The 26,776-nt window shown below is 43.4% G+C and carries 23 protein-coding genes; 13 read left to right on the forward strand and 10 right to left on the reverse strand.

Features of this window, described 5'->3' with window-relative positions; translation table 11 throughout:
• Positions 1 to 16 precede the first annotated feature (16 nt).
• The gene (locus BLP33_RS15390) at positions 17 to 1,249 is read right to left on the reverse strand and encodes a serpin family protein (RefSeq protein WP_090530258.1); all 1,233 of its coding nucleotides are present in this window, start codon (positions 1,247 to 1,249) and stop codon (positions 17 to 19) included.
• Between the two features lie 151 nt (positions 1,250 to 1,400).
• Between BLP33_RS15390 and BLP33_RS15395 the strand changes: the two genes are divergently transcribed.
• The 3 genes from BLP33_RS15395 to BLP33_RS15415 all read left to right on the forward strand — a co-directional run bounded on the left by BLP33_RS15395 (position 1,401) and on the right by BLP33_RS15415 (position 5,264).
• Positions 1,401 to 2,645, forward strand: coding sequence for an alkaline phosphatase family protein (locus BLP33_RS15395; protein WP_090530260.1), 1,245 nt, complete (start codon positions 1,401 to 1,403; stop codon positions 2,643 to 2,645).
• A gap of 422 nt (positions 2,646 to 3,067) precedes the next feature.
• Positions 3,068 to 3,937, forward strand: coding sequence for a hypothetical protein (locus BLP33_RS15405; RefSeq protein ID WP_090530263.1), 870 nt, complete (start codon positions 3,068 to 3,070; stop codon positions 3,935 to 3,937).
• Positions 3,938 to 4,433: 496 nt separating this feature from the next.
• The gene (locus tag BLP33_RS15415; RefSeq protein ID WP_090530265.1) at positions 4,434 to 5,264 is read left to right on the forward strand and encodes a DUF6263 family protein; all 831 of its coding nucleotides are present in this window, start codon (positions 4,434 to 4,436) and stop codon (positions 5,262 to 5,264) included.
• Positions 5,265 to 5,433: 169 nt separating this feature from the next.
• Here the strand turns inward: BLP33_RS15415 and BLP33_RS15420 are convergent, their stop codons facing one another.
• Positions 5,434 to 6,315: an alpha/beta hydrolase gene (locus tag BLP33_RS15420; protein WP_090530268.1), complete on the reverse strand. Its 882-nt coding sequence runs from the start codon at positions 6,313 to 6,315 to the stop codon at positions 5,434 to 5,436.
• A gap of 198 nt (positions 6,316 to 6,513) precedes the next feature.
• On the opposite strand from BLP33_RS15420, the gene trxA reads away from it, so the two are divergent.
• From trxA to BLP33_RS15460, 8 genes are all read left to right on the forward strand, one after another.
• Entirely contained in the window at positions 6,514 to 6,810 is a 297-nt protein-coding gene (trxA, locus tag BLP33_RS15425; RefSeq protein WP_090530271.1) for a thioredoxin, read from the forward strand.
• 127 nt (positions 6,811 to 6,937) lie between these two features.
• Positions 6,938 to 7,606, forward strand: coding sequence for a TetR family transcriptional regulator C-terminal domain-containing protein (locus BLP33_RS15430; protein WP_090530274.1), 669 nt, complete (start codon positions 6,938 to 6,940; stop codon positions 7,604 to 7,606).
• Complete coding sequence (locus BLP33_RS15435) at positions 7,596 to 8,945, forward strand: ABC1 kinase family protein (RefSeq protein ID WP_090530277.1); 1,350 nt, start codon at positions 7,596 to 7,598, stop codon at positions 8,943 to 8,945. The genes BLP33_RS15430 and BLP33_RS15435 overlap by 11 nt, the downstream gene beginning before the upstream one ends.
• A 56-nt stretch (positions 8,946 to 9,001) precedes the next feature.
• Complete coding sequence (locus BLP33_RS15440; RefSeq protein ID WP_090530280.1) at positions 9,002 to 9,571, forward strand: hypothetical protein; 570 nt, start codon at positions 9,002 to 9,004, stop codon at positions 9,569 to 9,571.
• 33 nt (positions 9,572 to 9,604) lie between these two features.
• The gene (locus BLP33_RS15445; protein ID WP_090530282.1) at positions 9,605 to 9,919 is read left to right on the forward strand and encodes a Dabb family protein; all 315 of its coding nucleotides are present in this window, start codon (positions 9,605 to 9,607) and stop codon (positions 9,917 to 9,919) included.
• A gap of 79 nt (positions 9,920 to 9,998) precedes the next feature.
• Positions 9,999 to 11,465, forward strand: coding sequence for an SDR family oxidoreductase (locus BLP33_RS15450; protein WP_090530285.1), 1,467 nt, complete (start codon positions 9,999 to 10,001; stop codon positions 11,463 to 11,465).
• A gap of 32 nt (positions 11,466 to 11,497) precedes the next feature.
• On the forward strand, positions 11,498 to 12,418 hold the full coding sequence (locus tag BLP33_RS15455) for a TIGR01777 family oxidoreductase (protein ID WP_254780160.1): 921 nt from the start codon (positions 11,498 to 11,500) through the stop codon (positions 12,416 to 12,418).
• A complete protein-coding gene (locus tag BLP33_RS15460) occupies positions 12,408 to 13,721 on the forward strand; it encodes a cryptochrome/photolyase family protein (protein WP_090530288.1) in 1,314 nt (437 codons plus the stop codon). The genes BLP33_RS15455 and BLP33_RS15460 overlap by 11 nt, the downstream gene beginning before the upstream one ends.
• 5 nt (positions 13,722 to 13,726) lie before the next feature.
• Here the strand turns inward: BLP33_RS15460 and BLP33_RS15465 are convergent, their stop codons facing one another.
• From BLP33_RS15465 to ggt, 4 genes are all read right to left on the reverse strand, one after another.
• Positions 13,727 to 14,653, reverse strand: a complete 927-nt coding sequence (locus BLP33_RS15465; RefSeq protein WP_090530291.1) for an FKBP-type peptidyl-prolyl cis-trans isomerase — start codon at positions 14,651 to 14,653, stop codon at positions 13,727 to 13,729.
• A gap of 74 nt (positions 14,654 to 14,727) precedes the next feature.
• On the reverse strand, positions 14,728 to 15,228 hold the full coding sequence (locus tag BLP33_RS15470; protein WP_090531317.1) for an FKBP-type peptidyl-prolyl cis-trans isomerase: 501 nt from the start codon (positions 15,226 to 15,228) through the stop codon (positions 14,728 to 14,730).
• Between the two features lie 318 nt (positions 15,229 to 15,546).
• Entirely contained in the window at positions 15,547 to 15,990 is a 444-nt protein-coding gene (locus tag BLP33_RS15475; RefSeq protein WP_090530294.1) for a MarR family winged helix-turn-helix transcriptional regulator, read from the reverse strand.
• 216 nt (positions 15,991 to 16,206) lie between these two features.
• Positions 16,207 to 17,928, reverse strand: coding sequence for a gamma-glutamyltransferase (ggt, locus tag BLP33_RS15485; RefSeq protein ID WP_090530299.1), 1,722 nt, complete (start codon positions 17,926 to 17,928; stop codon positions 16,207 to 16,209).
• A gap of 244 nt (positions 17,929 to 18,172) precedes the next feature.
• On the opposite strand from ggt, the gene BLP33_RS15490 reads away from it, so the two are divergent.
• Complete coding sequence (locus BLP33_RS15490; RefSeq protein ID WP_090530302.1) at positions 18,173 to 18,667, forward strand: hypothetical protein; 495 nt, start codon at positions 18,173 to 18,175, stop codon at positions 18,665 to 18,667.
• Between the two features lie 27 nt (positions 18,668 to 18,694).
• Here the strand turns inward: BLP33_RS15490 and BLP33_RS15495 are convergent, their stop codons facing one another.
• Both BLP33_RS15495 and BLP33_RS15500 read right to left on the reverse strand, forming a co-directional pair.
• Positions 18,695 to 22,435 carry a S8 family serine peptidase gene (locus tag BLP33_RS15495; RefSeq protein WP_090530305.1) on the reverse strand — a complete coding sequence of 1,247 codons (3,741 nt, stop codon included), beginning with the start codon at positions 22,433 to 22,435 and terminating at the stop codon, positions 18,695 to 18,697.
• Between the two features lie 109 nt (positions 22,436 to 22,544).
• The gene (locus tag BLP33_RS15500) at positions 22,545 to 24,194 is read right to left on the reverse strand and encodes an NAD+ synthase (RefSeq protein ID WP_090530308.1); all 1,650 of its coding nucleotides are present in this window, start codon (positions 24,192 to 24,194) and stop codon (positions 22,545 to 22,547) included.
• Positions 24,195 to 24,339: 145 nt separating this feature from the next.
• On the opposite strand from BLP33_RS15500, the gene gldB reads away from it, so the two are divergent.
• Positions 24,340 to 25,377: a gliding motility lipoprotein GldB gene (gene gldB, locus BLP33_RS15505; protein ID WP_090530312.1), complete on the forward strand. Its 1,038-nt coding sequence runs from the start codon at positions 24,340 to 24,342 to the stop codon at positions 25,375 to 25,377.
• Between the two features lie 67 nt (positions 25,378 to 25,444).
• On the opposite strand, the gene BLP33_RS15510 is transcribed toward gldB, so the two are convergent.
• Together BLP33_RS15510 and BLP33_RS15515 are read right to left on the reverse strand one after the other, a co-directional pair.
• Complete coding sequence (locus tag BLP33_RS15510; RefSeq protein ID WP_090530314.1) at positions 25,445 to 25,642, reverse strand: hypothetical protein; 198 nt, start codon at positions 25,640 to 25,642, stop codon at positions 25,445 to 25,447.
• Positions 25,643 to 25,703: 61 nt separating this feature from the next.
• Positions 25,704 to 26,594, reverse strand: a complete 891-nt coding sequence (locus BLP33_RS15515; protein ID WP_090530317.1) for a DUF4349 domain-containing protein — start codon at positions 26,592 to 26,594, stop codon at positions 25,704 to 25,706.
• Positions 26,595 to 26,776 lie beyond the last annotated feature (182 nt).

The raw sequence follows: 26,776 nt of genomic DNA on the forward strand, positions 1-26,776 counted from the left end.
AAACCCGGAGAGCATTTTATTCACTCAGCGCCGGGTTCCTCACTATCCCTGCAAATAGTATCAGCCCGGTTTTCATTTCCCGTATTGCAAAAATGAAAGGTTTATTAAAAACATGAGTTGGTGGGGCTGCCGTGGTCACTATGCCAACAGATGTTACTGCCGCGGCTTCGGTACCGTCTTCATTCACATCAATATAAGCTTTGTGTTTCACCTCGGATATACTAAGGCCACCACCCGCGTTAATGCGACTAAAATCAGCCATATCGCTAAAGGCAATGCTCATCCCCAATGATTTTAAAATATCATTCAGCGTAATATCATAGCTAAATTTAAACCTGGGCATGGTAATGTCCGATTTGCCGGCGGTGAGTTTACCCATCAGTAAATTCCATTTACTTGAATCGAGGCCCTGTGCAAAGCTTTTTATATCTCCATCAGGCATCATCAATATCATGCTGTATTTACTGTTGCTATAAGGCAGTTCAACCACATTGGTACCGTTATAATACGCGCTTTTAAGTTCGGTATGGCTATTGGTCATAAAATCAGCTTGTACAGTGCCGCCATTTAACAAACTAAATGGCGCCTTGAAGGTTGCCTTTGTATCAAAACGGGTTTTCCATATGCTTTTAAAATAAATGGCATTGATGAGGTACATACGGGCCCCATCCGAAATTTTATCGATGATCTTTGGAATCTTGCTGTTAGTTTGCTGGCTTACCCAACCATTAATAGTAGTCAGAGATGCTGATTCATTGCTAAAATCGAGGGCTTTCACTTCGGCATTATAAAAATCGGTATTGGTTTTCAGGAATGCCGGCAGCACCGTAAAATTATTAGCGTACCAAATGGAATTGGCTATTTTAAGCGTAGTATTTGGATCGAGATCGGGAAGGTTTGTGATGAGGTTATGATAGTAATTGTTAACCTGTTCTTCGGTAAAACTGCTAAACTCCATGGTTTTGCGGATATCTGTAAGGGTTTGCCCGCTGGCGCCATTACTGGTCATACCTATGGCAAAGCTTACGCTTAATGGCGAAATGATGACATTTTTATCCGCGTCAAGGCTATTAGCACTCGTGCTGAAAAGCTTTAAGGTAAAAGCATTACCAGGCCCAATCTGTTGCTGTTCGGTTGCGGAAAGCACCAGATCTTTACCCGGATCTTTACTAACTGGGCTGATACCTCCCTTTTTACAGGCGGTTATAGCTAAAATCCCAAAACAAAGTAAGGTTAGTTTGCGCATCATGGCTGATAGGTTTATAATTATATTACGCCTTGTAAATCATTTACGCTACAGCATGTTAAAAATATAACAGCCCAAAAAGCATAACAATTTTTTAACGCCTGTACTTTTAAAACACCGTAATTTAGCCCTTTAAAAACACTTACTTATATCGATGCGAAATCTACTTAAAACCGCAGCTTTTTTCCTCCTGATATCGGCCGGGCTAAATACCACCGCCCAAACCCGCAAAGCAGTCTTTATTATTGCTGATGGCATCCCAGCAGATGTTATTGAAAAATTGAATACCCCTAACCTGAAACTGATAGCTAAGCAGGGCACCTACCTTCGTGCGCATGTTGGCGGCGAAAAAGGTGGTTATTCGCAAACGCCAACCATATCGGCCAATGGCTACAACAGCTTACTTACCGCTACCTGGGTTAACAAACACAACGTTTGGGGCAACGACATCAAGGCACCAAACTATAATTACTGGAATATATTCCGGATGTTTAAAAATGCTTATCCCAACAAAAAGACAGCCATATTTAGCAGTTGGACAGATAACCGCACCAAGCTAATTGGGGACCGGTTATCCGCAGCAGGTAACATCCATCCTGATTTTGCTTATGATGGTTATGAACTGGATACCGTTAAATTTCCGCATGATAAAGCCGGGAACTATATGCACCTGATAGATGAGCAGGTAGCAGCAGCGGCAGTGGATTGTATTAAAGATAAAGCTCCTGACCTTTCATGGATATACCTGGAATATACCGACGATATGGGGCATAAATACGGCGATAGCCCGCAATATTATGATGCTATTGAAAAAATGGATGCACAGGTAGGCAAGATCTGGACTGCAATACAATACAGGAAGCAACATTTTAAAGAAGACTGGCTGATTTTTATCACAACAGATCATGGCCGCGACGAAGCAACCGGTAAAAATCACGGTGGTCAAAGCACCCGCCAGCGCTCAACCTGGATGGTTACCAGCTACCGCCCGCTTAATAACTATGCTAAATTCTATACCCCGGGTATTGTTGATATAACACCCTCTATCAATAGTTTTTTAAATGTAAAAGTACCCGAAGCACAACAACGTGAGATGGATGGGATCTCGCTTATCGGTCCGCTATCAGTGGCAGAGCCTGCCGCTAATTATGTGCAGGGCTCATTGGATATCACCTGGAAAGCACTTGACCCCAAAGGCAGTGTTAAGGTTTGGGTAGCAGCCGATAATACTTTTAAAGAAGGTAAGGCCGATGATTATAAGCTGTTAACTACTGTACCGGTTACTAATGAGCATGTGCTGGTTGATGTTAAAAATATGCCCTCTAAATTTTATAAGGTTGTTATTGAAGGATTGAATAATACAGCGAACAGATGGGTTGTACTTGATGAAAAGAAGTAACCTGGCTCATTATTTAGAAATTTTCATAACGCCTCCCTGCACTAACTGCAAGGAGGCGTTATTGCTTTGTATCTCTTGTAAAAACATCGCGGTTAAGCTTTCCCATCCCAATCAGCTCAAAATACAAACTACTTTGTATTGTGTACCCTCCCAGGGCTCCGTAAACTTGTGATATAAAAACAATCCAAATCACAATGAAAAAGCCACAATCAGGTGCCTCTGGTGTAACGCCTGCTGCCAGCAGCACGTTAAATTTTATTATGACAAGCCCCGCAGCTCCGTTAATAAACCAGCCGTTCTATCCCAAAAACAGAAAATTACCAGTTGCTTTTTTGCAGGTAAATTGCATACATTAGATCATTGCCTGTTGGCGTTGATCTGTTCATCACAATCATCAAAACACACCTAATCCGTTTACTAAAATGATCTGTAAAACCAAAATATGGGCAATTATTTGCTGTGTTACCGGTGCATTTTGTTTGAGTACACAAGCTGCTTATAGCCAAAACCAGTTTGAAAAAGAACTCACGCAAAAAATAGACAACTTTCTGGCACCTGTCCCTCAAACCAACCAGCAAACAATGTCAACACAAAATGAGCTTTACCCAAGCGATGCCCCCGGCGGCATATTAATTCCATCGGGCTTTGGGGGATACGGCACCTACCTGTTTGGAGGCCTTGGCGCTACCTACCCTGAAGTGTACAGGGACAACAAAGCCGACCTGATTGCCTCGGTGGGTGCATGTGTTGGCAACCCTGTAAAAGCAATAAACTTTGCCGCCAGTTTAAATATAACTGATGTGCACCGGTTCAGGGATTTCTCAGGTAACTTCATTGTAAGCCGTAAATTATTTGCAGGTACAAGCATTTCCGCCGGGGCTTTGCAGATGTTTGCCAACGTAAGGCAATCAGACGCATCAGGTTCGACCTTTTATATGGCTGTAAGCCACGCTGTACAAACTATTAAATCATTAACGCCAGGCTGCTCAAGGCTCAGTTATACAATTGGTATTGGCAGCGGCAGGTTTTATGAAAAAAGCCCGAAAGATATAGCTACAGGAAGAGGGAAACACGGCACCGCTGTATTTGGCAGTATATCCTATGAGCTTATCCAGCATGTAAACGTAAATGCCGAATGGACCGGCATGAACCTTGGTATTTCGGCAGGCATCAGGCCATTCCCCGTGCCTTTGAGTTTAGCTGTGGGGGTTGCAAACCTTACCCGGTATACCAATGATAAGGCCAATATGGTGTTTTCCATTGGTTATCCGCTCTCCCTAAGCCGACGATAATTCTTTCTCAGCAAAAAATTAATTATTTCATTAAAACATATAAAATCTATGAAAAAGATAATCATAGCAGCATTAGTCGTGTCCGCAACTTTAATTATAAGCACTAAGAGGACTTCTGCCCAAAGCAGAAACAACCAATCGGATTGGAATGTACCACCACCGATACCTCCTTATACGCCACCGCCACCGGTAATTCCGCCACCCACAGTGCCGCCACTACCTCCACCGCCGTATAAACCGGTAATACCAGTGCCACCGATTAAACCACCTAACATTCCGCCCACTCCGCCGCCACCGGGACCGGGGCCACATATGCCACCGCCAACCCATATGCCACCACCAACTCATATGCCGCCGCCTACTCATATGCCACCCCCAACGCATATGCCACCGCCTACGCACATGCCGCCACCGACCCATATGCCAAACCATTAATAAACAGTGATTTAGATTTAGTTTTTCAAAGCGACAGGGATAATATAAATCGATTAAAAAAATGAAAACACACCTCTTCAATATAAAAACGGCATTAATGGCTTTATTGCTGTTCACAGCCTGCGTCAGCAAAGCCCAACGCCGCGAACTTACGTTTAAGCAAGGCGATGAGTACAATAAAACAACCTACATAAGTGCGGCAAGTATATTGCAGCGGGGGAAGCAAACATTCAATATCAATACAACATCATCAATATCAAAAACCTATAAGGTTACCGGTATTACCCGTAGCGGGTTTGTTTTAACCGTTACCACAAGTCACATCAACGATACAATGGATGCCTTTGGTAAAAAAATGGAATACAGCTCAGACAGGCCTGCCGATACCAGCTCATACATCCAGATGGCATTGCAAAGTCTTATAGGCAAATCGGTAACGCTCAGCATTGATAAAAATGGGATCATAACCGATGTAAATGATCCTGATGAGCGATACGCCACCGATACGCTGTTATTATTCGCAGGTTTTAAACAGGATCAGTTTATAACCGGCACACGCTTAAACCTGGTTGCCGATAACTCGGAAGCATTAAAAACGGGTGCAAGCTGGGTGAGCGATATATCTTCGGGTAATGAGAGGATAAATACTACTTATACAGTAAGCCAATCAACACAGCCTGACAAGTATACTAACCTGATGCTTACCAGTACATCATCAGCACCTGAACAAAACAGTAATACAAATGGTGTACTTGTGGTTGATAACGCTTCAGACGTGATATTGGTTTCTTCAGTAAAAACAGCTACGCTGAGTTACAAATTTGTTAATGACGTCACTTATTCATTTGGCCGGCGTACCGAAGTAGTGGAAAATTGTATAAAAATGAATTAATACGAACCGGGGAGATTCATTACAAAATGCACAGCTTTTACCGAAAGCTGGTACAAGATACATTAGTCCTGAACGTAGGGGTACAATAAGGGCTATTGTTAAAAGAAGAGGCTATGCTGTTAAGTTATGCATATGCCTCTCTTTTTATAATCCTATTTTTTTACTGTACTTAATGAAGTTTCATCCTTTTGGCTGTTGCCGGGTGCAGGTAATTATTATCGCTCAACCAGTCGGCCATGCGCTGGGGCCAGGTGCTGATGCTTTGCAGCTTTGATCGGTAACCCATATTAAAGCCATGATCGCCCTGGGTATAAATATGTACTTCAACCGGTATTTTTGCTTCCCGGTAACGCTGCAGTAATTTTACTACCGATGGAGAGCAGCAAACATCATCATTAGCAGCTAACAAAAACGCCGGCGGGGCGTCATAAGGTAGTTTATCGGGAATATAAAGGGGTCCCGGATAAATCTGAATCAAAAACGAGGGACGGGCATTTAACCTGTCGACCGGATCAGCAGCTCCAGGGTCACCTTTACTCTCGCCATAAGCAACCATATCAACTACCTCGCCTCCTGCCGAAAAACCCATCATCCCGATGCGGTTTGTATCCAAACCATATTCAGCTGCTTTGCTGCGTACCAGCCGCATCGCCCGGTAGCCGTCCTGTTTGGCATGTACATCAATTTTGTATGGCGATAGTGTATCCCTGCCCAAACGATATTTCAGTACAAAAACGGTAACACCCAAAGTACTAAGGTATTTTGCAGGATCAACGCCTTCGGCAGTGTATACCAGCAAACGATGGCCGCCGCCGGGGCATATCACCACCGCGGCGCCATTAGCTTTATCCTTCGGCGGCAGGAAAACAGTAAGTGATGGATTATGGATATTTTTAACCCAATAGTCCTTAGCCTGCTCTGGCTCGTTGCGGCGGTTTTCGAAGCCCGGCGCTCCGTTTTGCCAAAGCGGTATAACAGCGTTCTGAGCGCCCCCCGCAAAAGGCAGTACAATGGACACCAGGAATAGGTAAGTGCTTAGTTTTGTTTGCATAAAGTAAATATAACTTATAGATGAGGGTTCATGGTTAATACACTAAACTTTTACACGAGTTAATGGTTAAATTTGAATAGTTCGTGGTTCATAGATAATAGTTCATGGATTGACAGGTAATAATTTGATATCCTGTCATCTATAAAGCGATTCGTTCTATGATCTATGAACCATGACCCATGAACTAATAAAATACTTATGGCAAATTTCCAGGAAATAATAGCATCAGAAACACCGGTACTGGTCGATTTTTCGGCCGAGTGGTGCGGGCCTTGTAAAATGATGCCACCTATACTGCACGATGTTAAAACAGCGTTAGGTGATAAGGTAAAGATCATCAAAATAGATATCGACAAAAATCCTGCGGCAGCCAGCGCGTACCGTATTCAAAGTGTGCCTACGCTTATGATCTTTCAAAAAGGGCAAAGCAAATGGCGCCAAAGCGGTGTGGTACAGGCCAGGCAGCTGCAACAGGTGGTGGAGCAGTTTTTATAACTTCACCCCAGCCCTCCTCAAATGGATAGGGAGTTATATAATTTATGAGATTTTACAATTTTAACATATCAGCTCAAAAGTCCCCTCCTTTGGAGAGGATTTAGGTGAGGCTTAAATCCCAATCAACATGGCAACTATCGAAAGCATCCAGACCGCGTATACCGATTATGTGTTAACCGAAGGCGAACAGCCTAAATCGGTTTATATCTTCGCAAAGCAAAATGAAATGAGCGAAGCCGAATTTTACCAGTTCTACGGTTCATTTGAAGCGGTTGAGCAGGGAATCTGGGCAGGCTTTGCAACCAAAACATTAGCCGAGATCCGTGCACAGGAAGTTTGGGAAGGCTATACAGCACGTGAAAAAGCTTTATCATTTTTTTACGGTTTTTTTGAGTTGTTGAAAAGCAGCCGCAGCTTCGCGGTTTACAGCATTAAAAAGCAGCCCAAAGGTTTTACTACGCCCAGGGTATTCAGTCCGCTGAAAGACATTTTTGAGGGCTTTGCAGATGAGATTTTGAAGGAAGGAATTGAAAGCACCGAACTAAGCGATCGTAAATACTTCTCCAAAAAGTATAAAGACGCCTTATGGATCCAGTTCGTTTTCGTACTTAACTTCTGGATTAACGATAATTCGGCCGGCTTTGAGAAAACCGATGAGGCTATTGAAAAAGGAATAAATGTAACGTTTGATCTTTTCCAGCGCTCGCCTATCGACAACCTTCTTGAATATGGTAAGTTTTTGGTGCAAAACGGCGGGATAAAGGATAAGATGGGATTTTTAAATTATGGCAGATGAAACTCCGGGAGCCACTCCCGAACAAAATAGCATACCCACTACCAAAGTACAGCGGTCGGCCAAATTTGTAAAAACAGGCATTAAAATTGGCGGCAATTATATTAAGCATTATTCCAAAAAGCTATTCAACCCTGACCTGGATAAATCGGAGTTGAACGAGGATAATGCTGCTGATATCTATCAATCATTAAGCGAGCTTAAAGGCAGCGCGCTCAAGGTAGCACAAATGCTCAGCATGGATAAAAACCTGCTGCCGCAGGCTTATGTTGATAAGTTTACTCAATCGCAATACAATGCGCCGCCGCTTTCGGGGCCCCTTATTGTGCAAACATTCAGGAAATATTTCGGTAAAAACCCCGATCAAATCTTTGATAAATTCAATATCCGCTCAACCAATGCAGCTTCGATAGGCCAGGTTCACCAGGCGGAGCTAAATGGCAAAAAGCTTGCAGTTAAGATCCAGTACCCTGGTGTAGGCGATTCTATCTCGTCTGACCTGAAACTGGTTAAGCCTTTTGCTTTCAGGATGCTGGGCATGAGCGAAAAAGAACTGGATGTTTACATGAAAGAGGTTGAAGAACGCCTGCTCGAGGAAACTGATTACGAATTGGAAGTACGCCGTTCTGTTGAGTTTTCTAAAGCCTGTGCCAATCTTGAAAATGTGGTATTCCCTAATTATTACCCCGAGCTAAGCAGTAAGCGAATTATCACCATGGACTGGCTGGAAGGCAAACACCTGAAAGAGTTTTTGGCCACCAATCCATCGCAGGATCTTCGCAACCAGATAGGTCAGGCTTTGTGGGATTTTTATAACTTCCAGCAACATGAGCTCCGCGCCGTACATGCCGACCCGCATCCCGGTAATTTTATGATCACGCCAGAAGGCAAACTTGGGGTCATTGACTTTGGCTGCATTAAGGAAATGCCCGAGGATTTTTATTATCCGTTCTTTTCCCTTACATCAACCAATTTACTGGATAACAAGGAAGAAACCATCAAGGCATTCCGCCAGCTGGATATGATCCATAAAGGAGATACCCCGGCGCAGATCGAATTTTATTATACCCAGTATAAAGAGATGATTAGCCTGTTCGCGCAGCCATATATTACCGATACATTCGATTTTGGCCAAACTACGTTTTTTGATCAGTTGTATGGTTTTGGCGAGCGTATATCAAAAATGCCCGAGTTTAAACAGGCCCGCGGCGTAAAGCACTTTATTTATGTAAACCGTACAAACTTTGGATTATATAATATCTTGCATGAGCTGAAAGCTAAAGTAAAAACGGATACTTTTAAGCCGCATGTGGTGTTGGTATTAAACAGTTGGCAGTTCTGAGTTTGCAGTGGAACCAGTTTATAATTAGCTATATTTGGATAAACCTGTCACCATTTATGAAAGTGCAATACCTGCTTTTAATAGCGTGTTTATTAGTTGCCTGCAAGTCAAAGCATACAAAACCAGATATCGATTCTTCTAAAATCAAAAAACTTAAAGTTTTGCCGGCATCCTATAAAAGTGCAACTAAGATTAAAGCAACGGTTATTGATACATCTAATACCGATAACGAGGCTGCTTATGCAAATTATTATATTTTAGTTGCCGATACCGGTATCAATTATTATACGCTCAGAGATATAATGTTTGACTTGAATAAATCATCCGACATTCCTATTGATACGATGGAACGGGGATACAATAAAGCTAAAGACCTCATTGCGCTATCGGATAAAGACGAAGACGAAATTTATGCCGGCGAGTATTATCCTCGAAGATTTCCGTCCAAAACATTAAGCTTTGAATATCTTGATACCTACCAATATAACACAAGTCCGAAAACTATTGCTCTGGTAGCCGGGATTTACGAAAGCAAAAACAGCGCCGACAGCGCTTTACAAGTTATTAATAAGCTTAAAACAGCCTTTGTTTTTAAAGGAAGAGTTTACGCCGGCTGCATGCATTAAAAATAATTTTACAACTTAACACATTATTTCTCCATGCCAATACTTCAAAACACATTCGTCCACCACGTACATTTTTGGCTTAACAACAAAGCCGATAAAGATAAACTGATTGAAGGGCTTAACATCCTCCTTCCTATTCCGCACATCCGCGATATACATATCGGCGTACCGGCCAATACCAACCGCGATGTGATCGACCGTTCATATGATTTATCACTATTGATCTTATTTGATTCGCCCGAGGCCCAGGAAGCTTACCAGGTTGACCCTACCCATATCATCTTTGCCGAAGAATATGCAAAACCGCTATGCAGCAAAGTAGTGGTTGTCGACAGCGTAAACATATAGGCTCTAACTAATTGGTAACATATTATAAGGCAGGCACTGTTGTTTAAAACCGCCTGCCTTTTTTGTTGTTTCACTATGCATGAAGGTATTACTTGCTGGTGCTAACGGCTATATAGGTACACGGCTTATCCCGGTTTTACTGGAGAACGGTCACGACGTAGTTTGCCTGGTACGTGATAAACGTCGTTTTCATGAGCACAGCGATTTCAGCGGGCAGGTTACCCTCATTACCGGCGATCTGCTTAAAGAATCAAATATCGAAGCTTTTCCTGAAGATCTCGATGCAGCTTATTACCTGGTGCATTCCATGGCGCAAACACAGGATTTTGCAGCGCTCGAGGCCCTCTCGGCGCATAACTTTGTACAGGCACTCGATAAAACCAATTGTAGACATGTTATTTTTTTAAGCGGGATTACCAACGACGAAAATCTTTCGCGCCATCTTGAATCCCGCCGGCACGTAGAGGATGTGCTGAAAGAAGGCAAAGCCGCATTAACTGTTTTGCGAGCTGCAATTATCATTGGTTCGGGCAGCGCCTCATTCGAGATCATTCGTGATCTTACCGAAAAGCTTCCTGTTATGACCGTTCCGCGCTGGGTGAACACCAAATGCCAGCCGATTGGCATTCGCGATGTACTGGGTTACCTGGAAGGTGTAATGCTGAACGAAAAATCGTTTAACCGCACTTTCGATATTGGCGGGCCTGATATTCTTTCTTTTAAACAAATGATGCTTACCTATGCCAAAGTACGTAAGTTGAAAAGGTACATGATCACCATACCTTTCCTGTCGCCCAAACTATCATCATACTGGCTTTATTTTGTTACTTCAACAAGCTATACCCTTGCCCAAAACCTGGTGAACAGCATGAAGAACGAAACGATAATGCACGATCATAGCATTGATGATATAGTGCCACGAAAATGCCTGACTTATGAAGAATGCCTGGAGCTCGCTTTTGTGAAGATAGAGCAAAACTCTATTGTTTCCAGCTGGAAAGATGCTTTTAACCAGGGCTACCTTAGTCCGGGATTTATGGACCAGATCAAAGTACCCCAAAACGGCACGCAGGAGTATAAAGTAAAAATGCCTTTTGAACGCCCGGCCAACGAAGTGTTTACCAATGTGCTGTCTATAGGCGGCAACCGCGGCTGGTATTATTGGGACTGGATCTGGAACATCCGCGGTTTCCTGGATAAGATCTTTGGTGGTGTTGGCTCGCGCCGCGGGCGCACAAGCAATATTGATATAAGCCCTGGTGATGTAATTGATTTTTGGCGGGTTTTGCTGGCCGACCGCGAAAACAAACGCCTCCTCCTGTACGCTGAAATGAAATTGCCGGGCGAAGCATGGCTTGAATTTAAAATAATTGAACGCCATGGTAAGCAAAGTTTAAGTCAGGTAGCTACCTTTAGGCCCAACGGCCTGTGGGGCCGCTTGTACTGGTATGCCATGTGGCCTTTTCACCTGTTTATATTTAACGGTATGGCAAGGGAGATTGTTAATTATAAAGAAAAAGCCGAGACCATAGTCGATAGACCATAGTCCATAGCAATAGCGTATCAGGTAAAAACAGTATGGACAAAATTATGGGCAAAAGTATACTATTAACCGGCGGATCGGGATTACTGGGAACACATCTCACTAAAGCATTATTGGCTAAGGGGTATACCGTAAGTCATTTAAGCAGAAACGCCGATAACAATCCGCAGGTAAAGACATTTGTATGGGATATCAACAAAGGTATCATTGATGAGCATTGTATCGACGGGATCGATACCATCGTGCATCTGGCCGGCTCGGGCATTGCTGAAAAGCACTGGACCGATGCCCGTAAAAAAGACCTGATCGATAGTCGCGTAAAATCAATTGAGCTGGTGTATGATCTGCTAAAACGCAAACAGCATCAGGTTACTTCAGTTATCTCCGCATCAGGCATTGGTTATTACAGTGACCGTGGGGATGAACTGATGTATGAAACAAGCGCTCCGGCCAGGGATTTTATATCCCAATGTTGTGTACTATGGGAAGCTGCCGTTGATGAGGGCCAAAAGTTTGGGGTTCGAATTTTGAAATTCCGTACCGGTGTAGTACTGGATAAAGATGGCGGTGCACTACCAACCCTTGCAAAACCTATAAAACTATATATTGGCTCGCCAATTGGCAGCGGTAAACAATGGGTGCCCTGGATCCATTGGCAGGATGTTGTGAATATGTACCTTTTAGGGATCGAAAATAAGAACCTTAGCGGCGTTTACAATATGGTTGCACCAAATCCTGTCACCAATAAGCAATTAACCCAGGCCGTTGCCAAACAATTACATAAACCATTGTGGGCGCCAAATGTGCCGGGCTTTGTGCTCAAACTTTTATTGGGCGAGATGAGCAGTATTGTATTAGGAAGCACCAAAGTATCGGCACAAAAAATTGAGGACGCCGGGTTCAAATTTAAATTTACTAACCTGGAGGCTGCTTTAAGCGCGATATATGGGTCATAAAATACCGGTAACTTTATTTTGGTTCCGCCGCGATTTGCGGCTTGATGATAATGCGGGATTTTATCATGCCCTCAAAAGCGGGAACCCGGTTTTGCCCGTTTTTATTTTCGATAAAGAAATATTAGAAAAACTTGAAGACAAAGACGACGCACGTGTTACGTTCATTCATCAAACCATAGCAAGCTTAAGTGCCGAACTGCATAAACACGGCAGCAGCCTGATGGTATTGCACCACAAAGCCGTAGATGCCTGGGACAAGCTCATCAAAACATATAATATTGCCGGAGTTTATACCAACCATGACTACGAGCCTTATGCCACTAAACGCGATGATGAGGTACGCGCAAAACTTGAAGAGCGCGGCATCCCCTTCAAAACCTGCAAAGACCAGGTTATATTTGAAAAAGACGAAGTGCTGAAGGACGACGGCAAACCCTATACTGTTTACACCCCTTATCAGCGCAAATGGTATAGCACATTGAAGCCGTTCTATTTAAAAGCCTACCCAACAAAAAAGTATCTTAAAAACCTATATAAAACAGAAGCATTACCCATTCCCGCACTAAGCGAACTGGGCTTTGAAAAAAGCGACATCCCCCTGCCGGATAAAAATTACGAAAGCGTAATTAAAAACTATAAAGATAAACGCGATTTCCCCGCCGTTAAAGGCACCTCACATATCGGCATGCACTTGCGCTTTGGTACGGTAAGCATCCGGGAGTTGGCGGCTACGGCCTATAGTCATGATGATAAAACCTGGCTTAATGAGCTCATTTGGCGCGAATTTTATATGATGATATTACATCATTTCCCTCATACTATGGACCAGGCTTTCAGGCCGGAATATGACCGCATCCATTGGATAAACGATGAAAAACAGTTTGATGCATGGTGCAAAGGCGAAACCGGTTTCCCAATCATTGATGCAGGGATGCGCGAACTGAATACAACCGGCTTTATGCACAATCGCGTGCGCATGATAACAGCCAGCTTTTTAAGCAAAGACCTGCTGATTGACTGGCGATGGGGCGAGCGGTATTTTGCCCGCAAATTGTTGGATTATGAAATGGCAAGCAATGTAGGCGGCTGGCAATGGGCTACAGGTTCAGGTACCGATGCGGCACCGTACTTCAGGATCTTTAACCCCGATGCCCAAACCAAAAAATTCGACCCGGAGCTTCAATATATAAAAAAATGGGTTCCGGAATATGCCGACTTCAGCAAATATCCAAAACCCATTGTTGATCATGGCAAAGCCCGTGACCGTTGTTTAGCAGCGTTTAAAAAGGCGCTGGCTAAATAATTACATCAATTAGTAACCGTGGCTACCGTAAAGTCAAAATACAACACCACATTTGCAGCTATTGATGAACCACTGCCAGTGTTGCCGTAACCAAATCTCGAAGGTATTATAATAGATACTGCAGACCCGGCTGTTTGCCCGGTTAAACCCTCCTGGGCACCTTTAACCAAACCGCTAACTGTAAAAGATGAAGAGGTTGTCCCTTGCAGGGAGGTACTGTCAAACACTGTATCATTTAAATATTTGCCCGAATAGGTGCAAGTTATGTATGAATCGAGGTCTATTAAATCAGAACCGGTACCAGGTGTAGCTACTTTTATATATACTCCGTCAGCCGTTTTGGTAAACCCGGTAAGCCCTTTAGTTTTGATATAATTTTTAATGATAGCATCATCATACAGCTCCTGGTTTGAAACCACATTAATATAATAATCCAAACTTTGGTTACCACCGATATGAGTATTTGCATTACTTGAGCTGCCCGATCCGTAACCATTAACGCCATAAGCCAAATGCGATGGGATGATCACCCTTGCAGCCGTACCTTTATATTTTATCAGGTTGTGGATAGCTGTCTGTAAACCTTTGGGCAGTGAGTTGCTAACATGTCCCAAATAACCGTAAAAATGGTTCGTGTTAAGCGAGTCAACAGATACAAACTTACCATCGAGCGTGCGGACGGTAAATACAAATGAGATCTGATCTGAGTAATCCATCGGTGTACCGCGGCCTTGTGAAAGGATCTTGTAGTAAATACCGGTTGTATCACCGTCGGTGGTATCACGTAACATGCCTGTGATGCTGTTTGCCGCTATATAATTCTTGATTTGGGTTTCGTCATATTGCTTAATGTCCGGATCGTTCCTGTCTTTCCGGCATGATATAAGGCCTATAGAGATAAGTACTAAGAGCGTAAAAATAGTTTGTTTCATTTATTATAATTTGTCTTTTTTAACCGCCTAAAGCTTTTGCTCGCCGGCCTATATTGTCCTTTTATCTGGCTTTATTAATTGGTTACATTATACAGCTGAATTTGAAAATCAAGCACTGAATTAGCCGGCAAATGTATCGAATCCTGCGCATATGGCCCATAGGCATAACGCGATGGGATCAGCAACCGAACTTTACCTCCCGGTTTGATCTGCGGGATGCCTAATTGCCAGCCTTTTATTACACTCCCCAATACATAGGTGGGATGAAACTTATCCGTTTGGGCAAATACAACGCCCGATGTTAGTATTTTGCCGGTATAACCAACTGTAACCTGTGTCGAACTGGTATAAAGCACATTACCTGTTCCCCCTTCTCCATCGTTTACTATGTAATAAACACCTGTTGTATCCACCCGCTTCGCATTTAACGATGTATTGGCAGCCACATAATCGCTTATGATCTTATCGTCAATTTCCTTTTGCTTGTTGTATTGAACTAAGGGACTGACGGATGATTTTACGCAACCACCTGCAATAACGCCTAAAAGCAATAAAACTATCAGTATCCTGTTCATCAATTCAAAAGGCAAATTTATTCTTTTAAAAGAGAAAAACGGCAGCTTAACACTTTTTAACAATTAATAAAAAGCAGGCGCCGTTTAAAACACCCCATAAAGGATATTCCGAAGGTAAAACGTTCAATTTTAAGTAAAAGTGTATTAATGTCATTTTGCTGCACAGTCATTTATTTAATGTCATTAAGTCATTGTTGCTCGCCCCATAACATAAGGCAAATCCCCCAATAACGCGAAGTAAATGACTTAATGACTACACAGTGCAATGACACGGAGTAAATGACAGCGCAGCGCAATGACACGGAGCAAAATTACCAATCAGGGTTTATAGTTAACAGTAAGCTTGTTCAGCTTTTTAAGCGTTTCGATGAGGTGTTGTTTATCGGCTTCGCTGATGTTAGCATCAAGATAATTATTGAACTGGCGTACTATTACACGGGCCTGGTGTCGTTTTTCTTTACCTAATGCAGTAAGGTAAATTTTAACTGAGCGCTTATCGCCCTCGTTGCTTTCGCGATATATCAGCCCGGTAGTTTCCAACTGACTAAGCATGCGCGACAAGCTGGTTGATTTAAGCCCCAGCAAGGCAGCAGCCTGCGATACGGTAGTACCTTCCTTTTCGTCGATATTAATGAGCAGGTAACCTATTGATTGTGTAAAGCCAAACTCCGTAACCAACTGGTTATAACGGTTAGCCATGGTTTGCCACACTATCTTTATAAAATAGTCAATAGTTTCCTGGTGTTTTACATTATTATGCATGCATACCAAACGTAAGAAATGCTTATTGATTACGCAAATTTAGTTGCAGTAGCACTGGCAGTAGCAGCGATAGTTGCAGCGTCACTAATAGTTGCAGTGACAGTAATAGTTGAGACTTCTTACTATAGGCTTCGATTATGCTTTTGGATATTTATCCTTCAACTAAAAATTGCTGCTGCTGCCTATTATACCTGCCACTAAAAACTGCTATTGCTACTAAAAACCCATCTTGGTATCATCCCCTCTCGGGTCGGCCCCGCCTTCGTAGTAGCCCCATTTGGTTTTGAGGATAGCATCAACACGGCCAATGGATTTGGCGGTTACAATCTTATATCCTTTGCTTTGTAGCTTACCAACTGTAGTACTGTCAACACCGTCCTTTTCAATAGTTACTTCGTCGGGCAGCCACTGGCTGTGGAAACGTTTTGAAGCAACGGCCTGCTGCATGCTCTGATTAAATTCAATTACATTGAGTATGGTTTGGAAAACAGAAGTAATAATAGTTGAACCGCCGGGGGTTCCTACTACCATAAACAGTTTACCGCCCTTTTCAACAATGGTGGGTGTCATGGATGATAACATCCGCTTGCCAGGCTGGATGCTGTTAGCCTTGCCGCCAACCAACCCGTACATGTTTGGCACACCGGGCTTGGAACTAAAATCATCCATTTCATTATTCAGCAAAAAGCCTGCCCCTCCAACAAAGATCTTTGAGCCAAAACTATCATTCAATGTGGTGGTAACAGATACCGCGTTGCCCTCTCTGTCCACAATGGAATAATGCGTGGTTTGGTCGCTTTCATAACCAACAAATGAGCCTGGTTGAATACTGGCACTTGGCGTAGCAGCGCCCCAGTTAAAGCTTTTCATGCGCGATGTAATATAAGCCGCCTGGAGCAGGCTATCAACCGGTACTTTATAAAAGTCCGGGTCGCCAAGATATTTGGAACGGTCTGCGTATACCCGGCGCTCGGCTTCCACAATAAGCCTGATGGTAGAATCCTGATTGTAGCCCCATCTTTTCAGCGGATAAGGCTCAACCGATTTCAGCAATTGCAATAAAGCAATCCCCCCGCTTGAAGGCGGCGGCATGGTAATAATCTTGTAACCCTTGTATTTACCAACGATTGCATCACGCCAAACAGCATGATAGTTTTTGAGATCGGCTTTCGTGATGAGGCCATTACCCAGTTTCATTTCATCAACAATCAAATCCGCAACAGGCCCGTCATAAAAACCGTCACGGCCTTTATCCCGGATCTGTTCAAATGTTTTGGCCAGATCTTCCTGTATCAATAAATCGCCTTCCTTCCATTCCCCTTCCTTTACCAAATAATTTTTACCCGGGTTTAATTTTCTAAATTGTTGGGCGGTACGGTTAAGGTCGCTGGCCAAATGTTTGGTTATTTTAAAACCGTTGCGGGCAAGTTTAATGGCGGGTTCAATCAAATCGGCCCATTTCAGTTTGCCGTATTTATGATGGGCCTCAATCATTCCATCAACTGATCCCGGCACGCCCGATGCTTTGTGGGTATATAAGCTCATATTGGGGATTACATTACCGGCCGAATCAAGATACATATTAACATTAGCTGCACCCGGGCCTTTTTCCCTAAAATCGAGGGTGCTTGTTTTACCGTTACCGGCACGGTAAACCATGAAACCGCCACCACCTATGTTCCCGGCTTCGGGCAAAGTGACTGTCAACGCAAATTGCACCGCTACCGCGGCATCAACTGCATTACCTCCTCGCTTCAATATATCAAGCCCCACCTGTGCGGCATCGGGATATGCGCAAACTACCATTCCGTTACGGTACTGACCGCTGTTATTGAGCCCGAGCTGCCCCGGTGCACATCCCGACAAAACAAAAAATATTACAGATAAAAACAGGATCTGGCATTTCGGATTATTTATTTTAAGGCGATTTATAGTCATTACAGCAATTTAATTTTCACTAAAATAACTCATTTGGATACTTAATTTAACAATTCGGAGCCATTCTTTTCTATTGAAAACCAATTCAATACCAATCAAAGCACGATGTTTTTTAAGCACCAATAGCATAAAAAAGCAATTCTGACGTTTATTTGCATGAAATAAAAAAGCTCAAAATTGAGCTAAACAAGCTGGTCACTTTTTTGTTACAGCTACATTATTGTCAATCATTAAATTCATCTGCATGAAAAAACTAACGTACCTTTTATTATTTTCCGTATCCTTTTTATTGATCAGCAAAAACTCACAGGCCCAAGACTATAAAACAGCAGTAGGTTTAAAATTTGGCGCATACGAGGTTGGCCCCTCTGTTAAATACTTTATGGATAAAGGCACCGCGCTTGAAGGCATCCTGGGTATCCGCGATCACGGCGTAGTATTAACCGGCTTGTATGAATTAAACCAACAAGCTTTTAATGTTGATAAACTGAGCTTTTATTATGGCTTCGGCGGTCACCTTGGTTCGGTAGGCAATGGCTACTACAAACGTTTTGGCGGCGACGACGAATACTACAACGGCAAACACATCCTGATAGGTGCCGATGCTGTTATCGGTTTGGAATATGTTATCCCTTCGGCGCCAATTGCGATCAGCCTTGACCTTAATCCGCGACTTGAACTGGCAAGAGGGCCATTTTTCGATATCGCACCCGGACTGGGATTGAAGTATACCTTCTAAAAAATAAAAGAGATTATCATCACCTGCCTAACGGGTGATGATAACTTTTTGCGAATAGACCTTCTGTCCAAGCAATACCCTAAGCACATATACCCCAGGCGTTTGCCTGCTCACATTCAAAATAGTGCTGTAATTACCCTGATCAATATTTTGCTGCCCACCCTGGTAAACCGCTTCACCTAAAGCATTAATGAGGGATAATTTCATGGTGGTGGCTTCTTTGGCCGCAAATACCACATTTAAATCAGTGCTTACCGGTACCGGGAACACGCTCAACCCAATTTCATTTTTATTTCCGGCCCTGCCTTCGCGTGCGTAAACATAATTATCTGATTGCGCCAGGCAGCCATTGGCCAGTGTAACCTGCACCTGGTATTTTCCACTTTGTACAGGGTTGTAAGTTGCAGCGGTGGCCCCGCTTATTACATTGCCATTTAACAGCCACTGGTTACCATCGGTAAAGTTTGAGTTAAGCGTGTTATTGGTTTGGCTAATAAGCGGCTTGCTCAACGTTACCGCCTTACGTGCGGCCGATGCGCAGCCCAGGCTTTGCACCTTCATATCGTAAAAATAATAGTAGTACCCTTTGTAGGCGGTAGTATCGCCATTGGTTGCAGTGGCGCTGTTACCGGTAATGCTAAATATATTACCGATCTTAAACGGATAACCTGTTACCCCTCCGTTATTACGATATATTGTAGCCTGATCAGCAAAATCAACCGAAATCTGGTAATTGCCGGCACCTGGTAACGACAGGTTTAAATCATACACCTGTCCCTGATCGTTAGGGTCATCGGGCTGTGCGCCTGCCAGGGGGGTGGTACGGGTTGCAACAGCATTTATGGTAACCGACGATACAATTTGCCCGTTAGCATTAGATACATTAAATGTTATTTTACCCGAATTACCGATGTAAAGACGCGCGCTCTTAATTAATACCGGCACCTTAGTGTTTACGGTTATATAAGGGGTAAACTGATTATAACCACCAGCCGTAAACACACTTTTAGTAGCCGGACCGATTGTTCCGCTAAAATCATTAACGCCTGCATAGTAAGTATTATTAACCGGTGCCTGAGTTGTTAACGCTTCGCTTCCGGCGGCTATGGGCAATTCATCAGTTGCATTCTGATACCATAGTACAGTACCGTCACCGGTGCCAAATAACTCGTATTGATTGGTAGTGGTACAATAATAAGCACTCAGATCGCCAATAGTTGCCGGCGAATTAATGGTGATATTGGCTGTAACCGAATTATTGCTACTAACCGGATCGCCGGTGAGTTTACTGGTAGCGGTAATAGTATAGGATGCCCCTGCAACCGCATTAAACTCCTGGCTAAAGGTAAAGTTATCCTCGGCCAATGCGGGCAATGATGCCTTGTAGATCTCGTTGTAAGTAGTTGTAACATTATTGGCATTGGTAATGGTAACTGTTACCGGGATATTGTTTATGGCCGCGTTGCCAAAATTTTTAAGCCTCACCGTAACAGGTGTACTCGCCGAGCACGAACCACTGCTGCCAGGGCTAACAATGGAAATAACGCCTGCGTCAATACTGGTTTGCAGAAATTGCACCCGGTAATCCTGGGTTTCGCCTTTGGTATAGCTGCCGCAAGCTTTAATGCTTGATGCATCGCCGGTTTCAGTAAGCACAACCCGCATCAGGCTATAAGCCCCGGCAGTTACTGTTCCCGGCACGGTAATGTTGGTATTATAGGTACCGGTTCCATTAATGATCCCGGTTGTTGCTGCCAGTTCATTATCTTCAAACACACCGTTAGCATTCCAGTCTATAAACACTTTTGCAGCTTTATTAAAATTGTTGCCGCAAGTACCAAGGGTGATGCTCAAAGGATACGTTTTAGCCTGCTCAAGCTGTACGGTAAGGTTGGTATAGTCCGAATAGCCTGCGCAGCCTGCAGCCGTGGTATTATCAATATTAGCGAGTTTTAAATTATCAACCTTTGAGTCGGCATTTGAGAGCGGAACCGAAGCGCAGTAAGCAGTTCCCCCAACCCCGGTAACAATAAGCGAGTATGCCTGCGACCCGGATGACAAGCTTCCTTTATGCGATACCGTAATAGTATAAGCCCTGCCGGGAACCGAGTTAGGGATATATACCTGTTCAATATTATCCCTGATATTGTCCCCTTTAGTTGCAGCAAATCCAGGCTTATTAGGGTCAAGCACCCAGGGGGTAAAAGTTGTTGTACCGTCGCTCACCCTGATATCGAGGTCATTCACCAATTTAGGAGTTCGGCTGTTGATTACGCCTTCGGCAGTTGGCGTACCTTGCAGATCGGTCCATGATATGGTTGCGGCCAGTAAGCGGTTACCGGATGCTATTACGTTATAGGTTTGTGTTTGTCCCTGTTTAAGCGTTTTTTCGCTTACTATGCTTTTACCACCATTATTGGTTATGGCTTGTGCAGCCTCGGTCATGTTAAGCAATCCCCAGCCATAAATATAGTCAGGCCCCACATTACCGGCATCAAAAGCCGTATGGCAAACCAACCCTTTCAATGTGGCCGACCGCATAAATGTTCCTCCATTTTGTTTAGCATAGTATTCCTGCAGCAAATAAAGCGAGCCCGTAACATTAGGGGCAGCCATTGAGGTGCCTGATAAAGTGGTATATGAGGTAGTGTTATCAACGCCTACCGAAAGTACGTTAACACCATCGCCCACAATATCGGGTTTGATACGGCCGTCGTCCGTTGGGCCCCAGCTACTGAATGGCGCTATGGCTACATCACTCCGGTTTTTTGGCCCATACAACAGCGGGTAAACTGCACCTACAGTAAGTATGTTTTTGGCATTGCCGCTGGTGCTGATAATATCATAACTATCATTATTGCTGATCCCGGCAGGGCGGGCGCCTTTGTTCACAAAAGTTTGATCGGTTTTACTTTTGTAACCATAGTAGGTTTCGCCTACCGCAGGGCCATTACTTGAACGCTCATTACCCGCCGACTCAACAATGAGGTAATATGGGGCAGTATAAGCTATCTTATCCCAGTTGGCTGTTTTTGAGTCGTAGAAACCAAAGTTATAATCTACCGTGTCGCCTGGTAAACCATTCCATTCCCAGCGGCCGGCCGAATCATTATAATCCCATCCCGTTACTACCCCGTATGAGTGATTGGAAAGTAGAAGATTGGCAGCAGCGGCACTCATGGTGGTTTCATCATTATTAAAATCGTATGACTGAAGCGTAGTTGCTCCAAACGACATGCCCTTAGCCGGTGCATAAATACCTTTGGCAATCATGGTACCTGCCACGTGTGATGAATGGTCATTTACCGGTTCGGTTGTTTTTAGTGTGATGGTTTTGCCTGCAAATTCCTGGTGGGCTTTGTAAACCGCGCCGCCATCCCATATGGCCAGTTTATTGGTTAAAAAGTCTGATGAGCCGGATAAATTTAAGCCCAACGAACCGCCGGGCTGCAGGGCATTGGTACCTGTGGTGGCTGCCGCGGTTGTATTGTTATGCGTAATAAGATATATAGGGAACCCTAATTTATTAACTCCCTGTAAGGTAACCAGGTTGCCGTTTTTTGTACGGCGGGATAATGTCCATCCATGCGTGGACGCTAATGACACTGCCTTGTCGTGAGATGCTTTATAGCTTGTGAGCGATTGCTGTGAAATATCGTTAAGCTGAAGCCTGTTCTTTTCGCTGATCAATGGCTGTTGAGCCATAGCGTCGCTTACTGCAAACAACAGCAAAAAGCAAAAGGAAGCAATTGTGTAAAGTTTGATCATTGGTTTGAAAGATAGGCAATTTTAAGAAAAATCAACCTCAACTAAAACAAAACAACCAACGCTTTACAATATTCGTAAACTTGACAATTAAAGAGTGAAATTTTAGCTGTTACGACAGGTATTTACCCACAATAGGCATCCTGCGGCCCATACCAAATGCTTTTGGCGATACCCTTAAAATAGGTGGCGTTTGATAACGCTTATGCTCGGCCGAATTAGTAAGCTTGATAACCCGGCGAACGGTTGCCTCGTCATACCCCATCCTGATAATCTCGGCCGATGAGCAGCGGTTTTCTATATACTCGGCCAGGATCTTGTCAAGTACATCGTATTCGGGCAGCGAATCGGTATCTTTTTGATCGGGCCTTAGTTCGGCCGATGGCGGTTTAACGATGGAATTGATCGGTATGATCTCCTTATCGCGATTAATGTATCGGGCAAGCTCAAACACCTGGGTTTTGTAAACATCGCCAATAACAGAGATACCGCCGCACATATCACCATATAAAGTGCCATAGCCTACAGCGGCCTCGCTCTTGTTACTGGTGTTCAACAATATGTACCCGAATTTATTGCACATCGCCATTAATAAAACAGCCCTACTGCGCGATTGGATATTTTCCTCCGCGATATTAAAAGGCAAGCCATCGAACTGCGGATTTAACGCTGTTTCAAACGCTTCTGTAATGTTTTTAATGGGCACTATTTCGTGCTTGCAACCAAGGTTATCAACCAAATCCTGAGCATCTTTCAATGAATGGTCCGTTGAAAAGCGTGAAGGCAGTAATACAGCCATCACATTTTGAGGCCCCAGCGCCTCTGCCGCCAAAGCGCATACCACGGCCGAATCAATACCGCCCGACAAACCTAAAATTGCTTGTTTAAAGCCCGATTTATAAAAATAATCGCGGATGCCAAGTATAACGGCCTGATGGATCTGCTCGATATCGCCCGGACGCTCGGTTTTTATCGTTGTTGGATGATCAAAGCTTAGCGTGTTATCTTCAGTTAAGGTATAATAAGCCATGCTTTCCTCAAAATAAGGCATCTCATCAATTAGCTTACCTGTATTATCAAACACCAACGAACCTCCGTCAAATATCAGTTCCGTTTGGGCGCCAACGTGATTAACATACAACAATGGCAACTTATACCGGCTGGCGTTATCACTCAATATCTCAATACGCTCCTCATCGTGATTATAAGCGAACGGTGACGCAGCTATATTGATCATTAGGTGCGGGTTTTGATGAATGAGGGTATCCATCGGTCGGGTAACGTATAGCGGGTTTTCGATGGTATTCCAGAGATCCTCGCAAATAGTAAGCGCTATTCGCTTGCCTTTAAACTCAATACAATTAAACTCGGTTGAGGGCTCAAAGTAACGGTATTCGTCAAATACATCGTAATTAGGCAGCAAGGCTTTGTTTACCACTGCTTTCACCTCGCCATTCTCAATAAAATAAGCAGAATTGCTCAGATCTTTACCCTCTGTTTTATGGTTGGGTGTTGGTAAGCCTATGATGCAGGCTATATCAACACATACTTCAGCTATCTTTTTAGCAGCTTCATCGCACAGGCCTATAAATTCGTCAAACTCTAAAAAATCGCGCGAAGGATAACCGCAAACACATAGCTCGGCAAATACAACCAGGTCGGCCCCGTTATTTTTCGCCTTGATAATATGATCAATGATCTTATTAGTGTTCGATTCAAAATTACCTACGTGATAGTTGAGCTGGGCTAACGCGATTTTCATAGTATATGTATATTTTAGTCTTAAGTCGCAAGTCTTTAGTATAAAGTCAAAAAATAAGACTTTCGATTTAGGACTACCGACTATTGACTTAACAATAGTAACAACATTAATGCAAATAAATTTACTTTTGCCTTAAAGGATAAAGATGAACCCTACCCGGTATATAGCAAAGCAAATTTACTTAATTTTTTCCATCGGCCTGATATCAAGCAGTTGTACCCGCAACAAAAAAATTGATGTAAGCAATATTAACGTTAATGTCAAAATTGAACGGTTCGACCATGATTTTGATGCCATGCACAATAAACCGATGGTCTTGCAAGCTTCCTACCTGCAAAAACAATACGGCAGTTTTTACCCTGATTTTATCGAACGCATTTTACAGGTTGGCAGTACTCAGGATACCACCTATTTTAAAGCCCTCCGCCAGGTGTTTGCGGGCAAAGCCTATAACGACCTCAAGCACGATGCCGATGCCGCCTTCCCTAATATGGACCAGCAGAACGCCAGCCTTACCGAGGCTTTTAAATACATCAAATATTATTATCCGCAAAAACCGCTCCCGCGGGTATATGCCTACATTTCTGGCTTTCAGGCACAAACTACCATTGGCGATGGCTACTTCGGCGTCGGAATAGATTTGTTTCTGGGTGCGGATTCACGTTTTTATCCTTCGCTCACCAATGCTTTTCCGCATTATCTTTCCAGGTGGTTTACGCCTGATAATATTACGCCCCGCGTTGTTGAAGGTATAGCACGTGAGGACATGTTTCCAGAAGATGACAATGACAAACCACTCTTGAATAAAATGATCTATAACGGCAAGATCATGTACTTTATGGACAAGATACTGCCCGATGTGGCTGATAGCACCAAGATCCGGTACACTACCGAACAACTAAAATGGTGCCATGAATTTGAAAGTAAAATCTGGGGATACTTTTTAGAACAAAACCTGCTGTACGAAACTGATTATCAAAAAATCCAAAAATATCTTACAGAAGCCCCCTTCACTCCCGGCCTTGGCGAAAAGAATGAATCGGCACCGAAACTTGCTGTGTGGACGGGCTGGCAGATAGTAAGGAAATATATGGATAAGCACCCTGATGTAACGCTACCGCAGCTGATGGCCGATAAAGATGCCCAAAAGCTCCTGAACGAATCGGGATATCACCCTAAATAAAAGGCACAAAAAAAGCGTCTTCAAAATGAAGGCGCTTTTTTTATATCATTTCCCTGTTACAGGTTTATTACTTCATAATTGCGAAAACGCATTTCAAAGCGATCAGGATACCAATGATCAAAATAATATTTGATATAGAAGTAAACATGAAGCCTGTGTTGGCATCGCCGGCAAAACGCAGGAACACGCCTACTATACCGATAACAATAGCTACAGTTAATAATTTGTAATGACCTTCTGCGTTAGCATTTTCCATTGATTCCATGGTACCGATTTTTAATGTTTGCGCAAAAATAGAAATGTTTACCGAAAAAGCGACAAAGTTTTTATGATTTTATGCCGCCGGCAAACCATGCAGGGTGTTTACGCTTGTAATAGCGGTACAGCACCCATAAAACTGCCGACAGCACTATAAATACCCAAATGTTTGCCAAGCCTAACAGCAATTCAACAAACAAGTGCCAGCCATTGCTCAAAGCTATCATCAGCCTGTTAAAAAATGGCAACTGATAGGCAGAAGGATCGTCGTTGGCTATCATTTCCTGGTTGATAAAATTGCTTTGATAAAAGCTAAGGGTAACAATGCTGTATTTTACCGCTTCATCTGTGCGCATATTGCCAATTTGCTGATCAACCATATCGTCCTTCAATAACATCACATTTACCGGATTTTTGATAACTACTTTTCCTTTCTTTTGCTGATCTACCAGATCCTGCCGGTTTTTGAGTTTTAATTTTTCGGAAAGGTAATCGAGTGTCCGGTCTTCAATATCCATTTTGCGCAGGGTAACGTACATACACATGTGGGCAATTTCGGTCATGTAGGCTTCCAGCTTGTCGGATGGAACTTTGACCGTCATGTCGGCGCTTGTACTCAGCGCAGATACGCGCTTAACCGAATCGTCGCTTACACGGATGTCCTGCGAGCTTTCTACATTCGCCTGCATTTGATGGCGCATCACCATACCGCCGCTACTTGTCGTAAGCGCAGCAATAGCATCGCCCGTTTGCTGAACATTTTTTACTTTAAAACGCATGTCGGCAGTTTTTACCAGCTTGGCAGATGTTGTTTCTACCTTAGTACTATCTGCACTAACCGCTACAGTGTCGGCACTGGATGATGCCTTTTCATCGCGGATGGCTTCATAGTTTGAGCCTTTACAAGCGCCCAGCAGCAACACGCCCGCCAGTAACGCCAGGAATAACTTTGTTTTCATAACTGTTTAATTTTCTTTGGTATACATTGATACCGAAGAGTGGCAAGAGGTAACCCTGACCGTTGATTTTTGTTATGATTATGGTGATTTCGCTGATTTTGTCTGAACCAGGATTTTTTGGATTAAACTGATTTGGGGATTTGCTTTTTTGCAAGTACTGGCTGAGTTTAGCGATAGCGTAA

Source organism: Mucilaginibacter sp. NFR10, assembly GCF_900100445.1.
Lineage (GTDB): Bacteria > Bacteroidota > Bacteroidia > Sphingobacteriales > Sphingobacteriaceae > Mucilaginibacter > Mucilaginibacter rubeus.